21 protein-coding genes are annotated in these 20,887 nt (G+C 64.6%); 16 read left to right on the top strand and 5 right to left on the bottom strand.

Annotation, left to right across the window (positions count from 1 at the left end; genetic code table 11):
• Positions 1 to 10: 10 nt before the first annotated feature.
• Positions 11 to 1,039 (bottom strand): chemotaxis protein CheB, encoded by a 1,029-nt coding sequence (locus tag NMD1_RS00870; RefSeq protein WP_125953219.1) that lies wholly within the window; start codon positions 1,037 to 1,039, stop codon positions 11 to 13.
• Positions 1,040 to 1,260: 221 nt separating this feature from the next.
• On the opposite strand from NMD1_RS00870, the gene NMD1_RS00865 reads away from it, so the two are divergent.
• The 14 genes from NMD1_RS00865 to NMD1_RS00800 all read left to right on the top strand — a co-directional run bounded on the left by NMD1_RS00865 (position 1,261) and on the right by NMD1_RS00800 (position 13,398).
• Positions 1,261 to 2,670 (top strand): methyl-accepting chemotaxis protein, encoded by a 1,410-nt coding sequence (locus NMD1_RS00865; RefSeq protein ID WP_125953218.1) that lies wholly within the window; start codon positions 1,261 to 1,263, stop codon positions 2,668 to 2,670.
• 33 nt (positions 2,671 to 2,703) lie between these two features.
• Positions 2,704 to 2,964 (top strand): lipid asymmetry maintenance protein MlaB, encoded by a 261-nt coding sequence (locus NMD1_RS00860; RefSeq protein ID WP_124811351.1) that lies wholly within the window; start codon positions 2,704 to 2,706, stop codon positions 2,962 to 2,964.
• A complete protein-coding gene (locus NMD1_RS00855) occupies positions 2,961 to 5,084 on the top strand; it encodes a chemotaxis protein CheA (protein WP_125953217.1) in 2,124 nt (707 codons plus the stop codon). Before NMD1_RS00860 ends, NMD1_RS00855 begins: the two co-directional genes overlap by 4 nt.
• Complete coding sequence (locus NMD1_RS00850) at positions 5,081 to 5,953, top strand: protein-glutamate O-methyltransferase CheR (protein ID WP_125953216.1); 873 nt, start codon at positions 5,081 to 5,083, stop codon at positions 5,951 to 5,953. The genes NMD1_RS00855 and NMD1_RS00850 overlap by 4 nt, the downstream gene beginning before the upstream one ends.
• A complete protein-coding gene (gene cheB, locus NMD1_RS00845; protein WP_125953215.1) occupies positions 5,950 to 6,981 on the top strand; it encodes a chemotaxis-specific protein-glutamate methyltransferase CheB in 1,032 nt (343 codons plus the stop codon). The genes NMD1_RS00850 and cheB overlap by 4 nt, the downstream gene beginning before the upstream one ends.
• A 2-nt stretch (positions 6,982 to 6,983) precedes the next feature.
• Positions 6,984 to 7,538 (top strand): chemotaxis protein CheD, encoded by a 555-nt coding sequence (locus NMD1_RS00840; RefSeq protein ID WP_371431877.1) that lies wholly within the window; start codon positions 6,984 to 6,986, stop codon positions 7,536 to 7,538.
• Between the two features lie 15 nt (positions 7,539 to 7,553).
• Positions 7,554 to 7,925, top strand: coding sequence for a response regulator (locus tag NMD1_RS00835; RefSeq protein ID WP_125953214.1), 372 nt, complete (start codon positions 7,554 to 7,556; stop codon positions 7,923 to 7,925).
• A 19-nt stretch (positions 7,926 to 7,944) separates the two neighbouring features.
• A complete protein-coding gene (locus NMD1_RS00830) occupies positions 7,945 to 8,391 on the top strand; it encodes a chemotaxis protein CheW (protein WP_125953213.1) in 447 nt (148 codons plus the stop codon).
• Positions 8,388 to 8,663, top strand: coding sequence for a hypothetical protein (locus NMD1_RS00825; protein ID WP_125953212.1), 276 nt, complete (start codon positions 8,388 to 8,390; stop codon positions 8,661 to 8,663). The genes NMD1_RS00830 and NMD1_RS00825 overlap by 4 nt, the downstream gene beginning before the upstream one ends.
• Positions 8,664 to 8,829: 166 nt before the next feature.
• Positions 8,830 to 9,567: a PilZ domain-containing protein gene (locus NMD1_RS00820; RefSeq protein ID WP_125953211.1), complete on the top strand. Its 738-nt coding sequence runs from the start codon at positions 8,830 to 8,832 to the stop codon at positions 9,565 to 9,567.
• A gap of 11 nt (positions 9,568 to 9,578) precedes the next feature.
• Positions 9,579 to 9,788 (top strand): hypothetical protein, encoded by a 210-nt coding sequence (locus tag NMD1_RS00815; RefSeq protein ID WP_125953210.1) that lies wholly within the window; start codon positions 9,579 to 9,581, stop codon positions 9,786 to 9,788.
• A gap of 239 nt (positions 9,789 to 10,027) precedes the next feature.
• Positions 10,028 to 10,624: a response regulator transcription factor gene (locus NMD1_RS00810; protein ID WP_125953209.1), complete on the top strand. Its 597-nt coding sequence runs from the start codon at positions 10,028 to 10,030 to the stop codon at positions 10,622 to 10,624.
• Positions 10,625 to 10,851: 227 nt separating this feature from the next.
• Positions 10,852 to 12,861 carry a TonB-dependent siderophore receptor gene (locus tag NMD1_RS00805; protein WP_125953208.1) on the top strand — a complete coding sequence of 670 codons (2,010 nt, stop codon included), beginning with the start codon at positions 10,852 to 10,854 and terminating at the stop codon, positions 12,859 to 12,861.
• 261 nt (positions 12,862 to 13,122) lie between these two features.
• Positions 13,123 to 13,398, top strand: a complete 276-nt coding sequence (locus NMD1_RS00800) for a helix-turn-helix domain-containing protein (protein ID WP_158453837.1) — start codon at positions 13,123 to 13,125, stop codon at positions 13,396 to 13,398.
• Between the two features lie 660 nt (positions 13,399 to 14,058).
• Here the strand turns inward: NMD1_RS00800 and NMD1_RS00795 are convergent.
• From NMD1_RS00795 to NMD1_RS00780, 4 genes are all read right to left on the bottom strand, one after another.
• Positions 14,059 to 15,309: a replication initiator protein A gene (locus NMD1_RS00795; RefSeq protein WP_125953206.1), complete on the bottom strand. Its 1,251-nt coding sequence runs from the start codon at positions 15,307 to 15,309 to the stop codon at positions 14,059 to 14,061.
• Between the two features lie 106 nt (positions 15,310 to 15,415).
• Entirely contained in the window at positions 15,416 to 16,510 is a 1,095-nt protein-coding gene (locus NMD1_RS00790; RefSeq protein WP_125953205.1) for a ParB/RepB/Spo0J family partition protein, read from the bottom strand.
• Positions 16,511 to 16,554: 44 nt separating this feature from the next.
• Positions 16,555 to 17,751 carry an AAA family ATPase gene (locus tag NMD1_RS00785; RefSeq protein ID WP_125953204.1) on the bottom strand — a complete coding sequence of 399 codons (1,197 nt, stop codon included), beginning with the start codon at positions 17,749 to 17,751 and terminating at the stop codon, positions 16,555 to 16,557.
• A 407-nt stretch (positions 17,752 to 18,158) separates the two neighbouring features.
• Positions 18,159 to 18,578 (bottom strand): group II truncated hemoglobin, encoded by a 420-nt coding sequence (locus tag NMD1_RS00780; protein ID WP_124810999.1) that lies wholly within the window; start codon positions 18,576 to 18,578, stop codon positions 18,159 to 18,161.
• Positions 18,579 to 18,773: 195 nt separating this feature from the next.
• On the opposite strand from NMD1_RS00780, the gene NMD1_RS00775 reads away from it, so the two are divergent.
• On the top strand, positions 18,774 to 19,454 hold the full coding sequence (locus NMD1_RS00775) for a response regulator transcription factor (RefSeq protein WP_124810998.1): 681 nt from the start codon (positions 18,774 to 18,776) through the stop codon (positions 19,452 to 19,454).
• Positions 19,444 to 20,814: a HAMP domain-containing sensor histidine kinase gene (locus NMD1_RS00770; protein ID WP_125953203.1), complete on the top strand. Its 1,371-nt coding sequence runs from the start codon at positions 19,444 to 19,446 to the stop codon at positions 20,812 to 20,814. Before NMD1_RS00775 ends, NMD1_RS00770 begins: the two co-directional genes overlap by 11 nt.
• Positions 20,815 to 20,887: the final 73 nt, after the last annotated feature.

The raw sequence follows: 20,887 nt of genomic DNA, 5'->3' as shown, positions 1-20,887 counted from the left end.
GTTTGCAGGTCTATTTTTCTGTGCAGGCCTTGATGGCTTCGGCGCCTATCTGGTCGGCTGGCAGTTCGTGCATGGCCGCGTTCAGGTTGATCGCCGCGGCGGGGGCCTCGGGCACGATGGCGTTGCCTCGTTCCTGCGCGAACGTTTCGGCGCCCGCGTTGCGCATCAGCAAAAGGCCCTTGGCCCCGTCCTGCCCCAGGCCGGACAGCATGATGCCGATGGCCGGCACGCCGGCGCGGGCGATCGTTCCGAACAGAAGGTCGGCCGACGGGCGAACCCCGTTGGCCGGCTCTCTCGCCAGAAGGCGCAACTGCGCCGGTTCGCCCGCTTCCAGCACAACGTGGAAATCCGGATCGGAAGCGATGTAGATGCCGCCCTGGAGCAGCGACGTACCGTCTTTTGCGGGCGTTACGGTGCAGGCCAGTTCGGTGTTCAGCCGCTGGATGAACGCATTGGCCACTTCGGGTTCCGCTTGCAAAACCACCACCGTCGGCGGGCAATTGGGCGGATAAGCGGCAAACAGATCTGTCAGGGCCTCGAACCCGCCCATCGATGCGTTGATGGCGATCAGCGTGCCGTTCCAGTGGAACTGCTCCTTGTGCCAGCGATTCACGTGGTGGGGCCGTTTTTGGCGCACGTTGCTGTTGGCGGCCGCCAGCACGATCTTGCCAAGCTTGCTGACGTTCTTGGCGAACTGTTCAGGGCTGACTTTCAAGGGCTTCGGAAAGCATTCCACCGCGCCCAGCTCGTAGGCCCGCAGCGTCGTCACGGCGCCGCTTTGCGTCAGGCTGGAAAGCATGACGACCGGCATGGGATTGCTGTCCATGATCTCTTCGAGAAACTCGATCCCGCTCATGCCCGGCATTTCCACGTCGAGCGTCAGGACGTTGGGACGCAGCAGCTCGATCTGTTCGCGCGCTTCGTTGACGTTAGCGGCGGTTCCCACGACCCGGACGTTGCGGGACTGTTCCAGCAGATCGGAAAAGAGGGCGCGCATCGCTGCGGAGTCGTCGACCACGAGAACCCTTGCGTCATGCATGGCATAAGTCTTTCATTTCAACGTATTGGTGGATTCGTCAGCCGCTAGGGCACGGGTCCCTTCTAACCATAAAAAGCAAGCAAACCGCTGCCGCCTGATCGTAGATTTACGATCCCCGAACAGGGCCTTGCGTTCATTACGTAGGGATAAACCCTGCACCACACCGCAAGTCCCGCGCGGCCAGATGGCGCTGTCGGGATGGGGCTGGTGCAGGAGGTCCGATGTTAGACTGGTTTGTCAAAGACGCGCCGATCCGCACGAAATTCGCCGTTCTGATCTCTATTCAGGCGGCGCTTTCCGGCGCTGGCGTGATTCTGGTGCTCGCCGCCGGCGGCAGCGCCCCGGTGATGGCAGCCGCGCTGGCCCTTGCGGTGACGGCGGTGGCGATCCTGGCATACGCGCGCGGCGCGATCTGCACGCCCTATGTCCAGACCGTGCAACGCATGGAGGCGTTGGCTGCGGGCGATGTCGATGCGCCGGTCCGCTTCACCGAATACCGCGATTGCGTTGGCCGGATGACCAAGGCGATGGCGATCTTTCGCAACAATGCGCTGGAACTGCGCAAAGGCCGCGCCGCCGAGGAGCGCGAAATCATCAACAGCCTCAGCGACGGCTTGGGGCACCTTGCGGCCAACGATCTGGAATTCCGTCTCGAGAAGCCCTTCCCCGGCGCGTACGATGCCGTCCGGCGGGATTTCAACGCGGCGGCCGAAGCCCTTGCCACGGCGCTCCAGTCGGTGCGGGCCGCAGCCTCCGGGGTGCTGGTCGGAGCATCGGAAATCCGGGCCGCGTCGGACGATCTTGCCCAGCGCAACGAACGCCAGGCGGCCAGCCTCGAAGAAACGGCGGTGGCCATGAACCAGATCACCGGCAAGATGGTGTCGACGGCGGAACGCGCCGGCGAAGTGCAGCAGACCATCGGGGCCGCGCATCGCGAAGCCAGCGAAGGCGGCGAGGTGGTGACGCGGGCGACCGAGGCGATGTCCGCGATCGAGTCGTCCGCGCGCGAAATCAGCCAGATCATCAACGTGATCGACGGCATCGCTTTCCAGACCAACCTGCTCGCGCTGAACGCAGGGGTTGAAGCGGCGCGCGCAGGCGATGCCGGAAAGGGCTTCGCCGTGGTGGCGAACGAAGTGCGGGCGCTGGCCCAGCGCTCCGCCAACGCCGCGCGAGACATCAAGGAACTGATCACCCAGAGTTCGCGGCAGGTTGCCGACGGCGTGATGCTGGTGGGTGAAGCCGGCGGCCTGCTTGAAAGGATCGTCGGGGGTGTCGGTGACATCTCGGCGCTGGTTACGGAGATTGCCGATACCGCGCAGGAGCAGGCGCAGAATCTGCGCCACGTCAACACATCGGTTGGCGAGATGGATCGCATGACGCAGCAGAACGCGGCGATGGTCGAACAGGCCACGGCCGCGGCGCGCAGTCTCGCCAGCGAAGCGCATGAACTGACCGCGCTGGTGGACCGGTTCCGCATGGGCGAAAGCGAAGACCGTCCCGCCTATCGCCCGGCGGCGCGATCCCAGCCTTCAATCCCGTCGATACCCAGGGTGCAAGGCAATCTTGCTCTCGCTTCCGAACCGGCGGCCGCTGTCGCCGACCAGGCAGACGACTGGTCCGAATTCTGAGCCGCGCCAGCCCGCAAAGGACGCCGTTTCATCATGCAGACATTTCCGCTTCCCCCCCGCTGCGATCGCGCGACTGTAGAGGCTTTGCTGCCCGATCTTGTCGCGGCGGTCGGCACAGGTCCGCTGACGATCGACGCCGCGCAGGTGACGCACGTCAGCCAGGCCCTGCTGCAGCTTGTCATCAGCGCGCGCAAGACCAGCGACACCGTTCGCATCGTGCCGTCGCAAGCCCTGTCCGAAATCGCGCGCATGGCGGGACTCGCCGCTATCCTGAACGAAAGTGAACCGGCATGACGAACGAGGAACTTCAGCAGATATTCTTCGTCGAATGCGAAGAATCGCTGGCGGCCGCCGAAGCCGGGCTTGCCGCGTGCCAGGCGGGGACGCACGACGCCGAGACCGTCAACGCGATCTTTCGCGCGGTGCATTCGATCAAGGGCGGCGCCGGCGCTTTCGGGTTTGCCGCGCTGCAGGCCTATACGCACACGTTCGAAACGCTGCTTTCGGATGTGCGTGAAGGGATGGTCGACCTGACGCCGGGTCTGGTTGATCTGCTCCTTCGCGCTCTGGATGTGCTCAGCGATCATGTCGCGGCGGTGCGCGAGGGGGCGCCGGATGTCGACGATGCCGCCGTCGTAGCGGAGCTGGCCGCCGCGCAGGGTGGCGGTGGCGCGAAGCCGGCAGAGGAGGCGGTGGCCGTGGCCGTCGATGAATGCGGACCGGCCGCCTCGGCAGACGATGCCGAGCTGGATTTCGACCTTGATTCGCTGCTGGACGACCTTGTGGGGGTGGATGAGACGGCAGCCGCGGAAGCGGGTGAAACGGCCGAGGGCTGGCTGTTGCATGTGCGTCCGCATGCCGGAGCCATGCTTAACGGCGGCGAACCTCTTCTGCTGCTGCGCGAAGTCGCAAGCCTCGGCGGGGAATGCATCCTGTGCGACACGGCGAACGTCCCGCCACTCGACCTGCTTGTCCCCGGGCAGGGATACCTTGGCTGGACGTTCCGCATGCCCGCGCATGTCGATGAGGCAGAGGCGCGTGACATCTTCGATTTCGTGGGAGACGATTGTTCGATCGCGATGGGTAACGATGCGGCCATTCCGGCGCCGCGTATCGAAAGCGCTTTGCCGGCGGTGAGCGTGAAGCAGGCTGCCGAATCCCGATCGCAGCCGGCCGACAGCGCCCCGGCGGCCGCTGCCGCAGATACAGCCGCCGCGGCGTCTCCGGCGGCTGTCGCAGGGCAGACCATCCGCATCGACCTGGCCAAGCTCGACCGGCTGATCGATTCCGTGGGCGAACTGGTGATCGCGCAGGCGATGGTGGCGCAGCGCATGGCGAACCAGGGGGTTTCCGCCAGCGAGGAGCTGACCCTGCTCGATTCCCTGACGCGCGACATCCAGGAAAGCGCCATGTCGATTCGCGCGCAGCCGATCGGCACGGTCTTCAGCCGCGTGCCCCGGATATTGCGCGAACTGGCGGCATCCACGGGCAAGCATGTCCGTCTGTCGCTGTCGGGCGAAGCGACCGAGCTCGACAAGACCGTGATCGAACGGCTGGGCGAACCCTTGACCCACCTGATCCGCAACGCGGTCGATCACGGTATCGAAAGCGCAGAGGAGCGGCTTGCCGCGGGCAAGGAGGCCGATGGCACGCTGACCTTGTCGGCCGAGCATCGGTCGGGCCGCATTCTGATCCGGATCGCCGATGACGGACGCGGTATCGATCGCGAACGCGTGCTGGCCAAGGCCGTGGCGCAAGGGCTGGTCTCGGCCGACGCGCAGCTTTCGCCGGAAGAGATCGACAACCTGATTTTCGCGCCCGGCTTTTCGACCGCCGCCAGCGTCACCAGCGTTTCCGGGCGGGGCGTCGGCATGGATGTGGTGCGTCAGAACGTGAAGGATCTCGGCGGTCGCGTGACGATCGAATCCCATTTCGGCAAAGGCACCACGTTCACGCTCACGCTGCCTCTGACGCTGGCCATCGCCGATGGCATGGTCGTCGGGGTTGGTGACGAGACCATGGTCGTGCCGCTGGCCCATATCGTCGAATGCCTGCGGCCGGAACCGGGCGATCTGCAAGCGATGGGCGGTCGCCATATGATCAACCTGCGCGGACGCTACATCCCGGTTCTGCCGGTGGGCGAGACGATCGGAATCGGCGGGTCCGCGCCGGACGGCGAACGGGGTGTCCTGGTCGTGGTCGATACCGAAGCGGCGGGCAAAGCGGCGCTGCTGGTCGACCACATTCACGATCAGCGCCAGTTCGTCATCAAGAGCCTGGATACGCACTTTCACCAGGTCGAAGGCGTCGCCGGCGCGACGATCCTTGGCGACGGACAGGTTGCGCTGATCCTTGATGTCGATGGCCTTGCGGCCGGCGCGATGAACATCCTTTCCGAAAGGCAGGCAGCATGAGCGCCGCGCACGCCGGTTTTGCCGAACCGCTGCCCGGTATCAGCCCGGCCATCTATTCGGTGGTCGACTTCCGGGCACTGTCCGATATCGCCTATGCCCATGCCGGCATCATACTGCCGGAAGGCAAGGCCATGCTGGTCTATTCGCGGCTCGCGCCGCTGGTGCGCGAAACCGGATGCGGCAGTTTCGGAAACTACGTTGCACGGTTGCGCACCGATGCGGCGGAAGAAGCGCGCGCGGTGGCGGCGCTGACCACCAACCACACGTTCTTCTACCGTGAACCGCACCATTTCGCGCATTTTGCCGAACAGGTCAGGCCGGCGCTCGTCGCATCGCTGGAAGCCGGGCGCGGCGTAAGGCTGTGGTCGGCGGGCTGTTCGAGTGGCGAGGAAACATGGTCGCTGGCCATGACCCTGCTGGGCAGCGAGCCACTGGCCGGACGAAGGCTGGCCGGGCGCGATCTGAAGATGCTGGCAACGGATCTTGCCCCGCATGTCCTGCGGCAAGCCGAAGCGGCGACCTATCCCGCCAAGGATCTGGAACCCGTGCCCCAGGAATTGCGCCGGTGCTGGACGCAGGAAGCCGACGGGATGGCGACCGTCAGCGACCTGACGCGCGCGCTGGTGCGTTTTCGCATCCTCAATTTGCTGGGGCCTTGGCCCATGCGGCACCCGTTCGACGTCATCTTTTGCCGGAACGTGATGATCTACTTCGATGCAGAGACGAAGGAGCAGCTCGTGGCGCGGTTCGCCGATGCTCTCGCTCCGGGGGGCTACCTTTACATCGGGCACAGCGAGCGCGTGACCGGACCGGCGGCGCGCATCCTACGGCCGGTAGGCCCCACTATTTACCGAAAGGCCGCGGCATGACCATTCGTGTCCTGGTGATCGATGATTCCGCCACGATGCGGGCCCTGCTGCTGTCCCGATTGTCGGGCGAAGCGGGGATCGAGGTGGTCGGCGCCGCCGCCAACGCTGTCGAGGGGCGCAACCTGATAAAGCGCCTGAATCCCGATGTGGTAACGCTGGACATCGAGATGCCCGGGATGAACGGGCTCGATTTCCTGGAAAAGATCATGACCCTGCGGCCCACGCCGGTCATCATCGTGTCCGGGGCGACCACCAAGGGCGCCGAGGTTACCGCCCGGGCGCTCATGCTCGGGGCTGTCGCCTGCTGTTCGAAAGCGGACATCACGGTGGACCGGACCGGTGGCGATGCTCTGCCCGATCTGATCCACGAGGCCGCGCAGGTCAGATTCAGCGAGGCCCGGCAAGCGCGGGATGGCGGGGTGATGGCAAGCCGGGAGGTCGCCCGCGGTGGTACGGCACGACCGGCCCTGATCGCGATCGGCGCATCGACCGGTGGCATAGAGGCCCTGCAGACGCTGCTTCGCGGCTTTCCGGCCGATTGCCCTCCCACCGCAATCGTGCAGCACGTCAACGCCCGGTTCGTGCCGGCGATCGCCAATTCGCTGAACGCCATTTGTGATGCGGAGGTGGTGGTGGCTGAACCGGACATGCCGATGCATCCGGGCCGTGTCTACATCGCGCCGGGCGATCATCGCCACATGCGCATTGGCGGAACGGCCACGCCATGCATCAAGTTGCGGACCGGAGATCCGGTTGCGGGGCACCTGCCCAGCGTGGATGTGCTGTTGCAATCGGCCGCGCAGACCGTGGGCGCGCGCGCTGCCGGCGCCGTGCTGACGGGCATGGGCTGCGACGGCGCGCAAGGCCTGCTGGCGATGGCACGGGCGGGCGCGAAAACCATCGCGCAGGACGAGGCGACGTCCATCGTGTTCGGGATGCCGCGTGCGGCGATCTCGCTTGGCGCGGCGCGTGTCGTGGCGCCGATCGAGCGCATCGCCGATCACCTGCTTGCGGGAGGCGCGGCATGACCATGCACCATGCTCCCTTCCCCCCGATGCAGGAGATGCGGCGGGTAACGATCCTGCAGGGCGATGCGCGCGCAACCAGCGATCCGCGTGACGAATTCAGCACCGTCCTGGGCAGTTGCGTTGCCGCCTGCCTCTTTGACCCTCTGGCCGGGGTCGGGGGCATGAACCACTTCCTGCTGGCCGAGCCGCCCAGCGCGCACGGTGGCGGCAGGATCGACGTGCATTACGGCACCTATCTGATGGAAATGCTGATCAACGAGATGCTGGCGCAGGGCGCCTGCAAGGCGGATTTGCGCGCGCACCTTTACGGTGGAGCCAACCTGCGAACCGGGATGAAAGCCATCGGCACGGCGAACGCGGATTTCGCGCGCAACTTTCTGGAACGCGAACGGATCGTGCTGCAGCACGCAGACCTTGGCGGCTCCAACGCCCGACGCGTCGATTTTCGTCCGGTGCGGGGACAGGTCCGCTGCCGCCATGTGGTGAACAGCCTTGCCCCGCACGAAGTGCCTGAAACCAGACCGCGCCGCGCCAACGGCGATGTCGAACTCTTCTGAAAGTGAGTCCCGCCCATGAACAAACAGACCCGCGTTCTGACTGTAGATGACAGCGCCAGCATGCGCGCGTTGCTGAACCACGCGCTGAGCAGCCACGGCTTCAGCGTCGTTCAGGCCGAAGACGGCCAGGCCGCGCTCGAATGGCTGGCCGCCAACGAGGCCGACGTCGTCATTACCGACATCAACATGCCGCGCCTTGATGGCTTCGGGCTGATCGAGCGCCTGCGCGCCGGGAGCCGGCATCGCGATCGGCCGATCCTGGTGCTGACCACCGAAAGTTCGGACCAGAAGAAGGCGCGCGCCCGTGATGCCGGCGCCACCGGTTGGATCGTGAAACCGTTCGACGCCGAAAAGCTGGTGGCCGCCGTGCGGCGTGTTGCTCATTGATGGACAGAAGGAGCGAGCCATGCATCGCGAACTGATTACTTTCGAAGTGGCCGGACAGATCTTCGGCATAGACATCATGGCGATCCGCGAAATCCGCGCCTGGACGCCGGCCGCCCGGCTGCCGCGCGTGCCGGACTATGTCGCGGGTGTGGTGAATCTGCGCGGAAGCGTGCTGCCGGTAATCGATCTGAGCGCGCGCCTGGGCTGGCAGGTTACCGACGCCTCCCCGCGCCACGCGATCATCGTCACGCAGGTGCGCGGCCAGGCGCGCGGGCTGATCGTGGATTCGGTGAGCGATATCGTGACCGTGCCGTCCGATGCGATGCAGCCGCCGCCGGCGGTATCGCTGGAGGCGATCGTACCATTTCTCGAAGGGCTTGCGACGGTTGGCGACCGGATGGTGATGGTGCTTAACCTTGAGGCCATTCTTGAGGATGCGCCGGAAGAGTTGGGGTGTGCGGCATGAACGGAGCATCGGGACATGCGCATGTCCGCGTCGCGGCGGACGTGCTGCTGGAGCTGAGCGAGGATGTGGAAGCGCTGGGAACACGCTTGTGCGCCGACGCGAACGTCATCGCCAACCACCTGCGCGAACTGCAGGCGATCGATCTGATCGGCCAGCAGTTGCGCGCCCTGTCCGGCCTGCTGGGCGATGCCGTCACCCCCGGGGGCACCCGCTTCATGATCGATATCGATATGTTGGCGAGTCGTTTCGAAGGGCCAGCAATTAACCAGTGAATTTCATAACGATCTCAAAAATAGACAGGGATTTTATGAGAAAAATCAACCTCATCGATGATTAATATTTCAACGTTTTTCCATTTCATTTAACCGCAAGGTGCGATTACGAATTCATTTCTTGCTTTGCGTATCCTGGCGGCGTGATGAACCGGAGAGGTGTTCCATGCCGACCGCAATCGACTTTCTGAAACCCGCCGAGTTGCAGCCCGGGACGATGACCGACGGGCCGCTGGGGCGAAGGGCATCGCAACGGTCCCATTCGGTGCTGCTGGTCGCAAGGCTCATTGGTGGCGATGCCGATGACATGTGCCTTGTGCGGGACGTATCCTCGTCCGGTGCCCAGATCCGGACGCAGCAGACGCTGCGCGTGGACGATCGGGTTGTGCTGGAATTCGGCGGCAGCCTGTCGGTGGACGCCACGGTGCGCTGGGTGCGGCCCGGGACGGCTGGCGTGCAGTTCGATTACTGCATCGACGTGGAAAACGTCCTGTCCGCGACGACGCCGAAGGATGCGCGCCGATCCACCCCGCGCATCCAGCGGTGCGCGCGCGTGCTGCTTTCGACCGCGGCGCTGGAAGTGGAAGCCAGTCTGATCGATATCACGCCGGGCGGTGGCGGCGTCACTCTGAAGACGCCACGTACATTCCCGCATGGCACGCAGATCATGGTGTCCATCAAGAACTTCCTGCAACGCCCGGCGGAAGTCCGCTGGCAGGTGGACGGGCGCCTGGGCTTTCAGTTCTACGAACGGATTCAGCTAAGCAAGCTCGATGGCTGGCTGGTGAATTCGGTGGAACTTTGCCGGGCATGCCCTAATCAGCGCAGTTGCCATACCGCAAATCGCCGTGACCCCCACGCCTCCGGGCCCATGTTCGCGCAAGGCCGCAGGCACGCGGGCTAATTCGGCGGGCCGTGCGCCGGATCACCCTCGCCCAGGATCATCAGCCTTTCACCGGTGGTCGAAAGGAAAAGACCGCCAGCGTCATCGCGCATCACCTCTGTGCCATCGCTCAGAAAAAGGCATGTCTGCGAATCTGCGCCTTGTCGCGCAGCGTCGGACGCCCGGGTTTCAACAACCTCCGCTACCTTGCCATCGACCCGTATTACTTTGAAAACTCGTAATTTTATCCACAAGGGCAATACCCTTATCCTGTGTGCAGAAAATCATAGCTCAAGTGACGGCGCTTACTTTGATCCACATCAATGACCGGGTGACGCGAACCGCGGGAGCGCTGATTCTGAAGAAAATATTGACGAAATAAAAAAGCCTTATCGGATGTTATTCTTGATAACGATCAAAGATTTCCCCGAAACGGACGATATTTGCGGATAGGTTGGGGGTTCGTAGGATTACTGTCACAATGCAGAAAATCTATGTTGTGGACGACAGGGAGGGGTGCCGCGCGCAGATGTGCAGTCATCTGTTCTCGCGCGGATTTCATGCCGAACCTTTCGATTCCGTCGATGAAGCGGTCCGGATGGCCCATGATGATGCGGTGTTCCTGGTCCATGATCGCAACGACATGATCGCCGATGCCGCGCTGAAGATAGCGATCAAGGGACAACGTTTGCCGATCGTTGCCTATTGTCGCGACATGGACGCCCAGCGCATCATTACGGCGGCGCTCAACGGCGCAAAATCCTACCTTGTCTGGCCTTTTACGGACGCCGAGTTCACCGGTGCGGTGGACGACGCAATCGCCCGGGTGAATTGGAATCACGCGGGTGATTCCATTGCGCAATACAAGGTGGGTTTGTTGTCCGAACGGGAAAAGAGCATCGTCCAGGGCGTCGTCGAAGGGCAATCGAGCCGGGAGATAGCGCAGCGGCTTGGGGTTAGCGCACGCACGATCGAGGCCTGTCGCGGCAAGATCATGAAGAAGTTCGGTGCGGGACGCGCATCGGAGATGGTGCGCATTGCCGTAGAAGGCGGTGTTACCCCGGGCGTCCGGGCCTGAACATCCGGGGCGTGTGACGCCCCGGTCGCGCAGAAGTTCCCTTCGTTTCGCCTCGCCTCGATCTCGGTTGCGGCCTCCTCCAATGACCAGAACCAAATCGCCTTCAGGCATTCGCCGCATTTTGATATGTTATCTTGTAACATTGCGACGATCCGGATATGCCCCCGCCCGACCCCACGTTTGCGATCCATGACAGTGAGAATGCGTTTGCTTGAAAGGACGCTGTCATGCGCTACCCGTTCCTCCTTGCCGGCGGCTCGATGCTGTCCGTGCTGCTGGGGACCTCCCCCGCCCTCGCCGATGATGCTTCCGCCCCGGCGAGCGGCACGGCCGATCCCGCGATCATCGTAACCGCCACCCCGTTCCGCCACACGCAGGACGAAACGCCTTCGATCCCGGCCAGGGTGGATGCGGACCAGATCCGCCAGGCCGGTGGCGCCAGCATTGCCGATGCGCTGCAGACCGTGCCCGGCGTCTCCGCCTCCGGCTTCGCTTCGGGCGCCTCGCGCCCGATCATCCGGGGCATGGATTCCAACCGCGTGCGCCTGCTGGAAGACGGCACCAGCATTTCCGACGTGTCCGACATCGGCCCGGACCACGGCACGCCGATCGATCCGCTTTCCGCGCGCAGCATCGAAGTGGTGCGCGGCGCGGCCACGCTGCGCTATGGCAGCCAGGCGATCGGCGGCGTGATCAACACGCTGAACAACCGCGTGCCGATGAGCCTTCCCGCCGATCCGCTCAACGCGGAGCTGACGGGCAGCTATGGCAGCGTCAACAACGCGGCGGAAGTAGCGGGGCTGGTCGATGCCAGGGCCGGCAATCTCGCGCTCCACGCCGATGGGTACTACCGGCACACCGATGATTACGACACGCCGCTGGGCCAGCAAGCCAACTCGTTCTTCCATGGCTGGGGCGGATCGGTTGGCGGCTCCTATTTCCTCAAGGACGGCGGCAGCCATGTCGGCCTGGCGGTGACGCACTACGACGCGCAATACGGCATTCCCAGCGACACCACCTATATCGACATGCGCCAGACCAAGGTGATCACGCGCGACGTGTTCGATCTGGGCACCGGCCTGTTCAAGTCGCTCAACATCGACGGCAGCTATGGCGATTACCAGCATCAGGAGAAGAACCCCGACGGTTCGGTGAACACCACGTTCAAGAACAAGGAATACAACCTGCGCAGCGAACTGCTGCTCAACCGCCTGGGGCCGATCAGCAACACGGCGCTGGGTTTCGAATACCAGCACCGCAACTTCTCGGCGATCGGAGACGACAGCTCCTACCTGTCCCCCGCCACGTCGGAAAACTTCGCCGGCTACCTGTTCACCGAAGTGGAGCTGGCAAAGCGCCTGCATCTGGAAGCCAGCGGCCGCGTGGAAAACGTCCACATCACCGGCACGCCGAACACCGACCAGTTCACTACGCGCACCTATACCCCGGTCAGCGGCGCGCTGGGCGTGCTGTTCACCGCCACCGACGGCGTGAAGCTGGGGGCCACGTTCTCCAGCACCGGTCGCGCCCCGGCGCTGACCGAACTGTTCGCGCGCGGCGGGCATGACGGTCCGCAGACTTACGAAACCGGCGATCCCAATCTCCGGATCGAGCGCGCCAATGCGCTGGAACTCAGCCTGCGCGTCAACAAAGGGCCGTTCCACCTGGACGGCAGCCTCTACAGCACATGGTTCCGCAACTACATCTACGGCGATCTCACCGGGCGCTCCTGCGACGACGACGGCACCTGCGTGGTCGGCGGCGGCAACGACTTGCGCGAAGTCTTCTATCGCCAGCAGGGCGCGCATTTCAGGGGAATCGAGGCAGAAGCGACCTATGACCTGCTCAAAAGCGGCAAGGGCGTGCTGACGGCGCGCATGCTGGGCGACTATACCCGCGCCACGCTGGATGACGGCAACAATGTGCCGCGCATCGCGCCCTATCGGATCGGCGGCGGGTTCGACTGGACCAGCCCCCGGTTCGACGCCGGAATGCTGCTGATCCATTACGGGCGCCAGAACGACTACGGCGCGTTCGACACCCCGACGGACGGCTACAACGCCCTGAGCGCGCATCTGACCGCGCGGCCATTCAAGGCGCATCCCGGGGTCGAGTTCTCTATCGTCGGCCAGAACCTGACCAACGACGTCCAGCGCTACGCCACCGCCTTCAACAAGGATCTGGTGGTCATGCCCGGCCGGTCCGTCCGCCTGGTCGCCCGGATCGCCACGTTCTGACGCGGAGCGCGGGTTGGTCCAACGGACGGCCGACCCGCGCCCTGCCCCCGCCCAAGGCCTGTTTGCGGCCGAGCCGAACGGGGCGCACGCGGCGACCATGCAGATCCGCGCCGCCTTGATGAATTCTGCCATGGCTGGTGCCCGGAAATCGCCGCAGACAGACCGTTGAAGTTAGCCCGAGGGCGTGAGCGCGTTTGGCGCGCATGGCTGCCCTCCCCTTCCCTCTTGGCATCCGTGCACGAGATGATACGATCTCATATTATGAGATCGGGTACACCGCACATCAGTTCGCTCAAGCGGACATTGGCAACGCTCGACGCCGTGCTGATAGACGGTGTGGGCCGGCCAATTGCGGATATCGCGCGCGATCTCGCCATTCCGCCGGCAACCGCGCACCGGCAGGTCGTAACTCTGGTGGCGGAAGGCTATCTCGCGCGGGGCGCGGGCGGAGGTTATGTCGCCGGCCCGCGTCTGCTGCGGTTGCTGCGCCACCTGGACGAAAGGCAGACAGCCGGCGCATCCCCTCCCCTCCCCTGACGATCGTCGTTATGGTGGCGCTTGCCGGACAAGCATTCTCCGGAATCTATTTCAGTATGAAATTTCCGGTGGCGTTAGATAGGGTTAAACGCCTTTAGAAGAGTTAAAGCGCAGAGCAGGCTTCCGACTCGTTGGTTCCGCGCGAGTCGCGTGATGCGTGCGTTCCCGATGTGCCGCTAATCCGTTCCCGAAGGAACGACATTATGTTCTCGAAGGATCGTGCTTGCGTTCCCGATGGATCGAAGGCTGCCGAACTCCTGTTCCTGATAGATCGAAGATCACCTACCGATTGATCCCTGCCGCGCAGGTTTGAATCAATTCCGGCGAACGAGTCCGAATCAAGGTTCAAAACCGCGAGATCGGCATGCGGGTGGATGGGGGAATGCGATGCCTGCCTCGACCCGCCCGACACTTCGGGAACGGGCATTAGCAAGAGCAATGCCGCGTTGGTCTGCGTTGGAAGCAGGGAGCTTGCGCCGAATCGGCGTTGTGGCGCGCTGGATCTGGTGGCGGCTCTTTCGCGGCAGGGTCGCGAATGGCGGAAGAACTGTCGGCCCGCTGAAGAAACCGAACAGGCCCCCTCCCCTCCCCCCCTTATCGCGCCATCGTGGAGGTGGGGCTGGAGGAGAAGCCGGGCGGGTGTTGCGCCCGGCTCGGAACTCAGCGCAGGCTGTTCCGGTTCTTGACGTGATGGCGTTTGACCCAGCCGATGAAGGCGCGCTGCCAGTTGGCGGGGGTACGTTCCGGGTCCGCATCGACCCAGCGTTCGAACTCCGCATGCAGGGCATAGAGGTCCCAGCCGGGGCAGGTTTCGCGCAGATACTCCGCGGTTTCGCCGGTGACGAAACCACGGGTCGAGGCGCTGGTCAGACCGGCAAGGGCAGTCCGGACGAGCGCGCCGGCATCGATCACCATGTCGTCGTTGCCGGTCGGAGCGATGCGATCTGGCGCTGACGGTGCGGGAGCCGTTGCCACTTTGGGGAGGGGGGAGGGCGAAAGCGGAGCAGGGGAGGGATGTTTCCCCGGGGAAACCATCGCGGCTGCCGGATGGGATGCCGCGCGGCTGCCTCCATCCTTGCCATCGGTACGCGTGGCACGCAGCAGCGGCTCGCCATTTTTGCCGGGCTCGATGGTCAGCGTGTAGCCGGGCAGGGCGTTCTTTTCCGCCAGCTTGACGATCTCGAACTTGAAGCGGCGGTATTCGCCTTCGGCGCCGCTTTTCTCGAACAGCACCGGCATTGAAATGGCAAACCCGTCATCGCCGGCGCCGCCTGCGTGCTTGCGCGCGACCTTGTAGAGCCACCGTTCGCGGCCCCCGGTAAGCTTGAAATAGGCGCGGTCTATCGACAGGACGCCGCCCTTCATCATCACGCCCTCCCAGAACCAGTTGGATAGCTCCAGGGTCATGCCGCGCGACCGTTCGGTCTTCTCGTCGACCAACTGGGTCCAGCCATCCAGCCACGAGAACGTGGCTTCACGCCGGTTTTCGGCGCGGATGTTGGTCTTGATCGTTGTGGCAACAAGCCGGTCGAGCGCCTGGCCCAGCAGCTCGTAGGCGCGTCCCGTGGTGGGCCGGTCGATCGCGCGCAGCAGGTCGTAGGGCATGATGTGCAGCTTGCGTGGCACGTCGTTCACGCCACGCCTGGCCATGTCGGCAAGCACGCTGGCGCAATAAATCAGGATGTCCGCATCCCAGATCGTTGCCATGCCGTAGTCCGGGTTGGCCGAAACATGCACCCACAGCTTCCCGTCGGGGGAGGTGTAGTCGATCGGCTTGAGGCGCTTCGACTTGGCGAGACTGAAGAAAGGCCGTTCCATCATCTCGCGCTGATCGCGCAAGGGGAGGTCGGCGATGTAGGGAAGAAACAGGTCGAACTGGTCTGACTCGCCAGACTTGCGCACCCGGCTCACGGGGAAAGTTTCCCCGGGGAAACCGGAGCGACAATGCGGCACGCATTCCTGCAATCAGGACGGAGCTGGGACCATCCGCGGGCCGACGGAAAGCGGTCGCACGGCGTCAAGCCTGTACGCCCTTGCCGTCCGCCGCCAGTCTTTCCAGCACATCGCGGATGCCCTTCAGCAGGTCTTCTATGTTCGATCCCGAACCCGCGTGCAGGCGCACGGTCGCGCCTTGCCGGTTGGACGACAGCACCGAAACCGCCGCGCGCTGCGTGCGGGGGTTGACCCATTCGGCAAGCGGTCCGGCGGGGCGTTTGTCGCCGACTGGAGCCGTGAGCAGCCGCTGAAGCACTTCCGCGGCGGGAAGCGTGGCATCGCCCGCCTTGCGCCGGGCGTCCTGAAGCCGGGCGAGCGCCTTGGCTTCGCGGTGAATGGCTTGCGCGGCCCCGCGATCGTCCAGCGCCTGCGCCAGCGGGTACGCCGGCTTCAACTGCACGTCGGCCGGGGAGGCGAACGCGGCGACCACGTCGTCGGGCAGGGCGGCGACTTTGAGCATCTTGGAAAGCCAACCCTTGGACAGCTTGAGGCGCTCTGCCATGCGGGACTGGTGGTTGCCGTAATGATCCTTGAGCGCCTGGGCGTAGTTGCGCGCGCGCTCGAGGTCCGAGACGTCCTTGCGCGCCCGGTTTTCCAGGTCGGCAAGGCGAAAGGCCGCCTCGTCGTCAAGCTGGGCGACCTGCGCGACGAACATCATGTCCGGATAGGAATGACGACGCAGCCAGGCGATCGACCAGTGCCGCCGCGTGCCGGCGATCACTTCGTAATCGTGCGCCGGATCGCCTTCGACGCGCCTGACCACGGCGGGCACTTTCTGCCCTCCTTCCGCCACGATCGAATCGATCAGTTCGCGGCAGGATTCCTCGGTCAGATGACCATAGGAACGGGCGTTCCCGGGCCAGATCCGCACCCGTTCGGGATTGAGCAACAGTTGCGTAACCTGCCGGACCTCGCCGCTCGCGACGCGGGCAAGAGCGCTTTCGCGCCCCAGCAGCGTGGTTCCGCGCAGCCGTTCGGCCCGTGGGGTCTCGATTGGGGCAGGCGGGGTGGCCGGCGCCCGCGATTCCGCTTGGATCAGGTCATTTTCCGATGATTTCTCAATCGGTTCATCGTCCGCGAGCAGTGCGGCGAGATAGTCGCTTTGCTTACGCGCCATGGAATTTCTCGCTGGATGGCGTCAGGCCACGGGGGGAAGGGGGATCATGCGGCATTGAGGACATCCTCCTCGCGCGCCGGGGCCACGCGGCCCCAGCCTTGCCGGACCAGCTGTTCGATCTGACCCAGCGCTTCGTCGAGATTGGCCTTGCTGCGCTTGTGCGTCTTCGGCGTGCCGATCGGCTTTTCGAGTTCGTACACGGTCATCATCCGCATCGCCGCGTGGCTGATCTCGGCGGATTCGAGGATCGGAACGGGAAGGAGGGCCGGCCCGAACGTCTGTTCCATGACCGTGCGGATCATCGCGTGGCTAGGGTCGTTGCTGTCGAACTTGGAGCAGATCAGGCGGACGAAATTGTAGTCGACGGTGATGCCTGCGGAGACGAGCTGCGCGATCACCTGGTCCATCATCGACAGAAACTGGACCGTCGAGCAGAAGTCCGGCGTCGTCGCCGCCAAGGGCACGAGCAGCGCGTTGGCCGCCTGCATCACGGCGAGGCTGATGGTGCCCAGCGCCGGCGGGGGATCAAGGATCACCACGTCGTAATCGCGCGCGAGGTCCATCAGGCCCGCCTTCAGCTTGCGGAAGCGCGCGGCGAGGACCGACTGCCCGTCCGCACCGCCGGCTGCCAGCTCGTATTCGACATCGAACAGCTCGAGGTTCGACGGAATCAGATCCACGTTGGGCCAGGGTGTGCGCTTCACCGCATAGAGCAGGTCCGCCTGCGTCGGATCGATCGAAAGATAGGGGTAGAGCGTTTCCTCGCGCGTGATGTTGAAGTGCGGGTTGAAGCCGAACAGCGTCGTGGTGGTCGCCTGGCTGTCGCAGTCCACCACCAGCACGCGGTAGCCCTGAACGGCGAAGTAGTGCGCAAGGTGCGTCGTCACCGTGGACTTGCCCACGCCGCCCTTGAAGTTCTGCACCGCGATCACGGCGGGGACATCGAGCGGCGCGCGGTGTGGCGCGGCGCCCAGCACTTCGCGCATGTTGAGCAGTTCCTCGACGGTATAGCCCACGCGCCGCCCATTCTCTCCAGCGGGGGGAGGGGGCAGCCGTCCGTCGTCCTCGGCCATCCGGATGCGGTTGGTGGAGCACCCCAGCAGTTGCGCCGCCTCGGCAATGCCGAAGCGCAAGTTGAGCCCCTTGCGGCTTTCGGGCAGAAAGGCCTTGCGACGCAGTCGCTCGATCATCTTTTCGCCGGCATCGGCAAGATCGCCGATCTGGGCTACGATTTCATTCATGGATTGCCCCGCGCGCGGATATGAAGCTTTGTTCAGAATACATGCATGAAAGTGCTTCAACAAGCAACGGATGATGCATTACGGGTTCAGGAAAGCGCGTTCTGGCCCGATACGCCCCCCTGTTCGCGCATCCTTCGGGCGAACATTGGCCTTTCCTGGCCGGATTTTGCCCTCAGAGCCCCGTAGAGCGCAAAAAGGCGTGCACCCTACACACGATTACCGGAAGGCGGATTTTTCGTCTCTACGGGGCGTTTCCGGGAGAGTTTGTTAACCGCTTGTAAACAAATACTTTTATCGGGATTGCCCGTCATCGGGCCATCGGCGCGTGCCGATCGAGCCGCCGGGACACATGAGAATCGATTCGGGCGCCGTGCGTCGCCGCGCCGATTCGGATTCCAGACGATGGATCAGGCCACTGGCGCGGCGCCTGCCTGGTTGCGCATGTGCCAACCCAGGGCGTCGATCTTGGTGAGGATGGCATCTGCCACCGGAGAGGGTTCCGCCAGTTCGTTCCATGCGCGATGGAAACACAGCAGCCAGCCCTCGATCTCGTCCGGTCCGATGGCCGCGACGAAGTGGCGCTGGCGCAAGCGGGGGTGGCCGTACTTGTCCGTGTAGAGCGGCGGGCCGCCCAGCCAGCCCGTAAGATACTCGAACAGTTTTTCTTCCGCCCGGGCCAGCGACGGCGGATGCACGTTCCGGCAGGCGGCGGCTTCGGGCAGGGTATCCATCAGCGAATAGAAACGGGCGCAAAGCGCGCGCACGAACGGTTCGCCGCCCAGCGTCTCGTAGGGTGTGGCGCTTGCGGGCGCGGGGATGTCCGTCATGCCGTGTCCTGTCCGTGTGCGACCGCGCATTCACGCGATGCCGCGCAGGAAATCAAGCGGCATCGTGGCGGCCTGGCTCCGCGCGCCGTGCGCGGAATGCGGCAAACCACGTGACGCAGATGTAACGTGCGCCGCACCGGCCCTGTTCGCTATGAGGAGCGGGCTTTCAGGGCAGCGGCCCGATCGACGGTGCACATGGCTTCCATTCTCGTCATTGAAGATGATGCCGAAACGGCGCGCGAGATTGCGGACGAATTGCGCGTGCACGGTCACACCGTCCACGCCGAGGCGGATGGACAGAACGGTCTGGAGCGCGCCCTGCGCGAACCGTTCGATGCGATCACGCTGGACCGGATGCTGCCCGGCCTTGATGGTCTGGCCGTCGTGGCGCGGCTGCGCGCCGCCGGCATCGTCACGCCGGTGCTGATGATCAGCGCGCTGGGTGACGTCGATGCGCGGATCGACGGGCTGCGCGCCGGGGGCGACGACTATCTGATCAAGCCCTTCGCGCCGGACGAGATGGCGATGCGGGTGGAAGTCCTGCTGCGTCGGCGCCGGCAGCTGGAAACGGCTGCCGCCATGCTGCGGGGCGGACCGGTCGAGATGGACCTGATCCGGCGTGAGGTGCGCGTCGATGGCGATCCGGTGCGGTTGCTGCACATGGAGTTCCGGCTACTGGAATTCCTGATGCGCAATGCGGGCGAGATCGTCACGCGGCAGATCATCTTCGAACGCGTGTGGGGGTATTATTTCGATCCGGGCGCCAACCTCATCAACGTGCATATCGCGCGGTTGCGCAAGAAGATCGATCGACCAGGGCACGCGTCGCTGATCGCGACGGTGAAGGGGGAGGGATACCGCTTCGATGCCGGGTGACTGGCCGCATCTGCGCGACATACGCAAGACCAGCACCTTCCGGCTGACGCTGGCACTGGGCGGGGCCGCGACCGTCGGCGTGCTTCTGCTGCTGCTGATCATCTACAGCCTGACCGAGCGCGAACTGAACGACCGTAGCGATCGCATCCTCCGCACGGAAATCGCGCGGCTGGCGGCCTTGCCGGAGGCGGACCTGCCGGGGGAAATCGACAAATCATCGGCGACGAGTGTCAGCGGTCTCAACCACTTCGGCCTGCTCTCTCCGGGCGGACGCTGGCTGGCGGGAGACATGGGAGCGAGCCCGCCCTTGGTCATCGGGCATCCCTATGAGCGCGATGACGGGCCGGACGTGCGCGGGCCGTTGCGCATCCTGGCCGCGCGAACCTCGGGCGGAGCCCTGCTCATGGTCGGCCGCGATGTGCGGCCCATCGTCGATCTGCGCGGGCGGATGGTGGAAATTCTCGTCCTCAGCGGCCTGTTCGTGGCGCCCTTGCTGCTGGCGGCGGGGTTCGCTGTCAGCCTTGGACCGCTCCGGCGCGTGGACCGGCTGCAGCGGGTGGCGCTGGAGATCGGATCGGGCCGGCTGGCGGCGCGGATGCCGATAGAGGGGCGCGGCGATGAACTCGACCTGTTTGCCGGAACCGTGAACCGCATGATCGGGGAGGTGGAGCGCACCGTCGACCAGGTGAAATCCGTCACCGACGCGATCGCGCACGATCTGCGCACGCCGCTGACCCGGGTGCGTAACCAGCTCTATCGCGCCAGCCGCGATCCGGACATGGCACCGGCCGATGTCGTGCGGATCGAGGCGGCCATGGCCGACCTTGATCTCGTTCTGGCGCGGTTCGCGGCGTTGCTGCGCATTTCCGAGCTGGAGGCGTCCGGCCGCCGCCAGGGTTTCGCGACGAGCCGCATCGATCGGCTGCTGGACGCGGTGGTCGAACTGTACGGCCCGCTCGCCGAGGAGCGCGATGTCGCGTTGCGATGGGACGGTGCCGAGCCGGTGCACTTGTACTGCGACGAGAAGCTGATCTTCGAGGCCTTCAGCAACCTTGTCGACAATGCGATCAAGTTCGCGCCGGAGGGTGGGTGCGTGTCCATCCGGCTGGCGAAGGACGATGGATTCGTGGCGATCGAGGTGTGCGATAACGGTCCGGGTATTCCGATGGACCAGTTGCAGGCCGTGCTGCGGCGCTATGATCGGGGCGTGGCGTCCGCGGCTGTTCCCGGATCGGGGCTGGGCCTCAGCGTGGTGGCCGCGATCGTGCATCTGCACCACTTCGCGCTGGAGCTTCTGCCGGCGGAACCGGGCCTGCGCGCGCGCATCGTCGCGCCTGTGGAAGCGCAACAGGCAAGGTGAAATTCATTTCACTGGCGCTCGGGCCGCGCCGGCGCGATTGAAGCGCCGGCCGGCGGCGCACGCAACGGGCGAC

It is taken from the genome of Novosphingobium sp. MD-1 (assembly GCF_001014975.1).
GTDB lineage: Bacteria > Pseudomonadota > Alphaproteobacteria > Sphingomonadales > Sphingomonadaceae > Novosphingobium.
The sequence above is the reverse complement of the archived record's forward strand: the minus strand, read 5'-3'. Positions and strand labels throughout refer to the sequence as shown.